The organism is Bifidobacterium sp. POST2/T3 (B1) (genome assembly GCF_058197115.1).
Map to the genome: position 1 here is coordinate 1 of NZ_JBVPQK010000168.1, position 5,782 is coordinate 5,782.

At 51.2% G+C, this 5,782-nt stretch carries 5 protein-coding genes; 1 reads left to right on the top strand and 4 read right to left on the bottom strand.

Going from position 1 to position 5,782, the window contains the following annotated elements; translation table 11 throughout:
- Positions 1–3: 3 nt before the first annotated feature.
- Positions 4–132 carry a helix-turn-helix domain-containing protein gene (locus AC0AP0_RS08110; protein ID WP_490430099.1) on the top strand — a complete coding sequence of 43 codons (129 nt, stop codon included), beginning with the start codon at positions 4–6 and terminating at the stop codon, positions 130–132.
- A 503-nt stretch (positions 133–635) separates the two neighbouring features.
- Here AC0AP0_RS08110 and AC0AP0_RS08115 read toward each other — a convergent pair.
- The 4 genes from AC0AP0_RS08115 to rplA form a co-directional block, all read right to left on the bottom strand.
- A complete protein-coding gene (locus AC0AP0_RS08115) occupies positions 636–1,898 on the bottom strand; it encodes an MFS transporter (RefSeq protein ID WP_490430097.1) in 1,263 nt (420 codons plus the stop codon).
- Positions 1,895–4,105 carry a glycoside hydrolase family 3 protein gene (locus AC0AP0_RS08120; RefSeq protein WP_490430098.1) on the bottom strand — a complete coding sequence of 737 codons (2,211 nt, stop codon included), beginning with the start codon at positions 4,103–4,105 and terminating at the stop codon, positions 1,895–1,897. The genes AC0AP0_RS08115 and AC0AP0_RS08120 overlap by 4 nt, the downstream gene beginning before the upstream one ends.
- A 177-nt stretch (positions 4,106–4,282) precedes the next feature.
- Positions 4,283–4,936 (bottom strand): TetR/AcrR family transcriptional regulator, encoded by a 654-nt coding sequence (locus AC0AP0_RS08125; RefSeq protein ID WP_181414955.1) that lies wholly within the window; start codon positions 4,934–4,936, stop codon positions 4,283–4,285.
- Positions 4,937–5,038: 102 nt separating this feature from the next.
- The gene (gene rplA / locus AC0AP0_RS08130) at positions 5,039–5,728 is read right to left on the bottom strand and encodes a 50S ribosomal protein L1 (protein WP_015022450.1); all 690 of its coding nucleotides are present in this window, start codon (positions 5,726–5,728) and stop codon (positions 5,039–5,041) included.
- Positions 5,729–5,782 lie beyond the last annotated feature (54 nt).

The following is a 5,782-nucleotide window of genomic DNA, read 5'->3' on the forward strand; positions in this document are numbered from 1 at the left end:
ACCGTGCGCTACCGGCTGAGGCGCTGTGTGGAGGTGACTGGCTGGGATGCTATGGACCCGCGAGAATCCTTCGTCCTTCAGGCGGCCCTGATCATCGGCAGAATCCGCAGGTCGCACCCCTGCGCCGACTGATGACAAATTCGGGCGAAAACATGCAAAAGGGCGAGGGGCCGAAAGTCTACCGTCCTGGAAGTGTAAGGCTAACAGAATCAGAGCATTGCGATGCCTGAGAGAACGCTCTGTCCCATAGTGTTAACAGTGGATTTGACGATGTGCACTCGCTCCTTTCACAGGACATCCATCCGGAAAGATGACCTGTCCAATCATTGCCCCTGACCAAATCTTGCTAACGCAGACATCGAGCTGAACACGCGTCACGGAACTCTGCTAGCGAAAAGAAAGTCACTTATCTACTGCGCAGCAAGCATTCCTGCGCTTCTTTTGCTCTTTTGAATACATGATTGCTGCGCTAATACTCGTAACCTTTCAGACAAAACATCAAACATACCTAGTGATTAGCAAACAACGCATAGCAGCTCAATAAATTTGAATACCAAACAGGAAAAGCCTGCAAAGAAAACCAAAATTATCAATCCTGGCTGACTTTGCAGACTTCGCTATATAACGGCCTGATATTACTTGACCGACTTAATCAGACCCACCAGAACCGCACCTCCTAGCGCACATACTGTTGATGCAGGGAATATCGCCTGATATCCGAAAGCAGAAATTAATGTCGCTGAGAGAACTGGTCCGAGAACCTGACCACCTGTATTAGCCAAATTCAGAATACCTAAGTCCTTCGCAGCAGAATCTGGATTGGGAAGCACTTCAATGTTGAGCGCTTGATCAACTGCATTGTAGGTTCCCATTCCGATGCCACCTATGACACCGTAAGCAATCATCGTCCATGGATGGTTATCAAGGAAGGGGATAAAAGCGCCAACGGCTATGAAAAGAGAAGCGATGACAACAGGCAACTTACGTCGCTGAATCCGATCCGCGATAGGCCCGGCTACGGCTGACATGACGATTGCAGTCACCATCAAACACAGAGAGATCATCGACACAAGCCGAGATGTTTGGCTCGAATCCTGCTTCATATAATCAGTCAGAATGTAAAGCTGATAACCTGATATGGCGAAATTCGCTGAGACGATCAGGAATTTGCCGCACAAGGCCAAGTAGTAATCCCTGGCATGGTGCACAGGAAAGGAAAAATGGTCAATAACCATATGCATGTCGAACCTGGATTTAGGCATATCTAGACTAGACTGCTCACGCATCCCAAGGGCTCCAACCGGTCCGGCAATCAATGTCAGCAAAGCCATAACAATAAAGCCGGCAGTTACTTTATTAAGGAACTGTGCACCAATGATCTGCCCGCCATACAGCCCGATCGAGTATCCAAGGGCATATATGGATGTAATTACGCCTCTATTCCTTGGTGCTGTCATATCAGACAGAATGGCAATTGAAGGTGCAACGATGGCATTCAAGAACAGCTGATAGATGCACCAGGTAAGCACAAGTAAAACAACCGTATTAGCCATATTGACAACTATCAGCATCACAGCACAAGCAATGGAGCCAAAAACTATCCAAGGCGTTCGCCTGCCCCATCGACTCCGAGTCAAGTCTGAAAGAGCACCGAAGACAATATTGGCCAGAGCCGCCACAATCATTGCACTCGTCGAAAGAATGGCAATGACGCTTTCCTTGGAAGATGGAGCTATCACTGCTACTTTCGATGGCAGCAGCACAGCCTGCACACCAAGATAGGGTCCAATCCATAGGAAAGAAACCAAGGCAAGAGCCACTCCTACACGGTAGGGAGGTTTTGGCTGCTCCTCATCAGTGACAGTACCGCTCCAGGCTTTTTTAGTAACTGTGCTCATAGAGTTACCTCAGCATTAGCGCTATCTGGATCGCCCCAGTATAAAGAGGCTTCCAAGCGAATCAATCCATGAGGGGCATCAACTTTGCGTGTATGCGCATTCCAACGACCCAACGCATTATAGTCAGTATCAACCAAGATCGTCTTGCCCGCATGAGCAGGTACTTGCACAGTCGAGAAGCCCAAAAGTTCACGCTCATCTGCACGGTCACCCTCGGTCTGACTACCGTAAATCTGGACAACACACCAGCCATCCCGGTCGCCGGTATTTTCCACTTCAACTTCGACGCATCCCGTCCCTGCAACCGTGTCAGCCGAACGGCTCGTGATTCTTGCTACCTGCCATGTTGTGTACGAGAGCCCATATCCCAAGGGGAACAATGCTTTCGACCCTTTATGCTGAATGAGACGCTGCCCATAGTAACGGTCATAGGTAATCTCTGTGGCATCAATATTCAAATCAGGCAAGTCATCTTCAGACGCCGGAATCGGATAGGGAAGGTGTCCTGAAGGATTCGCTTTACCAGTGATGATGTCTGCAATTCCGTGCCCGCCTTCCATACCGGAATACCACCCAAGCAGCAGACAAGGAATCTGATCCACCCAGTCCTCCATGAGTACAGCACCAGCGCTGACAACGACCACAACGGTCCTCGGGTTATACCTTGAAACCTGAGCTATAAGATTTACATCATCCTTATGAAGATGCAGATCACGTCTATCACCACCAGTGGTTCCAGTGCCAACGACACTGGCTCCGCTACCCATAGCTTTAAGAACCTCATCACGAATTTTTTCTTCATTCTCATCATGAGGCTCAGGATATAATGCCAACAAATCATCGCGGTCGGCTATAGAACCATCCACGAATTCCCCCTCATCGGCAGCAGTGTATCCCACCACAACCACTGCAGCATCTGCACCTGCTGCACAGGCAGCAACATCCTCATCAGAACCGCCAGAAAGGTAATCAATTTTCTGCTTGCCATAGGCGTCCTGCAGCCCCTGCAGGACTGTCACCACATAGGGTGCATGCACATCGGAAGAACCATGGTCTCCAGTGTTGGCGATATCTGCGAGTCTGCCAAAGACGGCGATCTTCCTCGTCTTTTGCGGAAGGAGCGGCAGAACCGTTTCACCTTCTACCTGATCATTTTTCAAGAGAACGACAGCTCTGTCTTCAACCTCGCGAGCCAGCTGTGTGTGTGGATCGGAGGCAAGGGTATTCTTAGGCTCATCACTCCAGCGCTGAGCATAGAATCTGAGCTGATTTTCCAATATGCGTACCCCTGAACGCCGGATATCGCCCCAAGAGAGCCTCCCCTCTCTCAAGGCCTGTTGCACTTTTTCATGTCGCTGCTGGGAGAAAGGTTCTTCTATATCAAGACCATGGGTGATTGACGCAATCGGATCGCGTAATCCCCAAATGAAATCCGAAACAGTCAGTCCTTTAAAGTTCCACTCGTCCCGAAGAACTTGGATTAGGTTGTAGCGGTTTTGGCCTCCCCATTCTCCATTTATGGAATTGTAGGAGCTCATGACCGCATAGATGCCATGTTGGGCAACATATTTGAAATGAGGTAGATACACTTCGTTGAAAGTCGCTTCGTCAACACTGACATCAACGCTGAAGCGCGCATTCTCCATTGAATTGCATGCAAAATGCTTCATGCAGGCCATAGCATTATGCTGTACGCCCTTGGCCAGAGCGGCCCCCATTCTGCCGAGAATGATTGGTTGATCGGAATAGGTCTCTTGCGCCCTACCCCATGCCGGATGCCTTGGGAGGTTGATACAGACTCCACCGTAAAAGTTGCCGCCTTCTTCACGAACTTCCTCGCCGATCGCTACCCCCACCCGTTCCTCAAGAGCCACATCCCAAGTGGCACCACGTGCCATAGATACGGGAAAGGCTGTGCCCTCCCCACGGACACAGCCGCGCGGACCATCAATGAATCGGATGCCTGGAATGCCTAATCGGTCATTTTGCCCGTGTACGTAAGGGCGGTAGTTATACCCATCCTTGATAAAACTGAGCATCCCTGGCCAGAATGGGGTATCCCCATCCAGCAGATCAAGACTCTCTTCCTCAGTCAGCTGAGCATAAAGCTTCTTTGCCTCATGTTCCGAATCAGCACCATCCTTGATACGCTCTACCGCTAATTCGAACGGTGTTTTCCTTGCAGTTTCGTCTTTCGTCTGCATCATGACCTCGTCTTCGAAATCGTAATTTTGTGATTGCCTATCATTAACTATGTAGTTAACAATAAGTGCTATCAATATATGATTGTCAGTGTTGTTTGTCAAATCAACTAATTATATAAGTGATATCAGCTTCGAAGCCTTCGCGGCTTCTAACTTCTTGTAGCAATGATCAGTTTGTTCTCATGCGAAGCGTTCTCTAAACGCTTTCCAGGATTCCACCAGATCGAAATGTCCCAAATCCCTCAACCAGCGTATCTGCATCCCATCCATTTCAGAAAGAACGAGTTGGGCTATGCGAGCTGGGTCATCGTACCCATCATGCTTTGCTGCCCTAGCAAAAAGACTGGTAGCCCATCGTTCTCGATTCTGGAAGTAGGCATAGGCTGGATGCTCCGAGTTGAGCGACTCCCCCTGCATGATGGTGTACAGACGTACTATCTCAGGCTGCTTCGAGTTCTTCTGCACAGCAGCCAAGCAGAGATCCCATAGTCCGAATTCTGTAGGATCGGCCCATAGCCGATCCAACCCAACGTGTAACTCCGATGCCATATTGTGCAGGTCAATATCGTCCCTGCGCGATAGTACGGCTACCAGTAGTTTTTCCTTGTTTTTGAAGTGATAAAGAATGGCAGGCTCAGTCAGATTGCAAGCTTCGGCTACTTGACGCACTGTAAAGCCCCAGAAGCCATTCTTTCCTATGATGTGTGTTGCAGCGTCAAGTATTTGTTCCTTGCGTTCCTCGACAGTAAAGCTTGCTTTCTTTGAGCTTTCACTATATTGATAATCACTCGGAAGAGGCACTCCAGTGCTGCTTGTTTTTGAATCCGCGCCCACGAGATTATCTACTCCCCCTACTGTCAATTCACTTTATCGCCATTATAGAAAAGGCGAGAAGCAATCGCGCTTCTCGCCCTCAACTAATTATACGGAAGAAATTCAGAGCACCGCGATGTCCAGAGGAACGCCCGGGCCCATGGTGGTGGTGACGGTGGCCTTGGTGATGTAGCGGCCCTTGACCGTGGCCGGCTTCAGACGCTTGATCTCCTCGTCAACCGCGTGGAAGTTCTCCTCCAGAGCCTGCTGTTCGAAGGAGACCTTGCCCACGGGGAAGCTCAGGTTGCCGTTCTTGTCCACACGGAACTCGATACGTCCAGCCTTGATCTCGGTGACCGCCTTGGCCACATCCATGGTCACGGTGCCGGTCTTGGGGTTGGGCATGAGGCCACGGGGACCCAGCACGCGGCCCAGACGGCCAACCTTGCCCATCATATCGGGGGTGGCCACCACGGCATCGAAGTCCAGGTAGCCGCCGGCGACCTTGGTCACCAGCTCGTCGTCGCCCACCTCGTCGGCTCCGGCCTCGGCAGCTGCAGTCGCCTGAGGGCCACGGGCAAAGACCAGGACGCGCACGGTCTTGCCGGTACCGTTGGGCAGGCTGACGGTGCCGCGGACCAGCTGGTCGGCCTTGCGGGGATCGACGTTCAGGCGGTAGACGGCCTCCACGGTCTCGTCAAACCCGCGCTTGGGCATGCTCTTGAGCAGGGCGATGCCCTCCTCGGGGGTGTACAGGTTGGTGCGATCGACCTTCTCGGCCGCCTCGCGATACTTCTTGGAACGCTTGGTCATCTGCTTCTCCTATCAGCAGTCGCGGTGCGGGCAAGCGTATGCCCTACCGCTCAC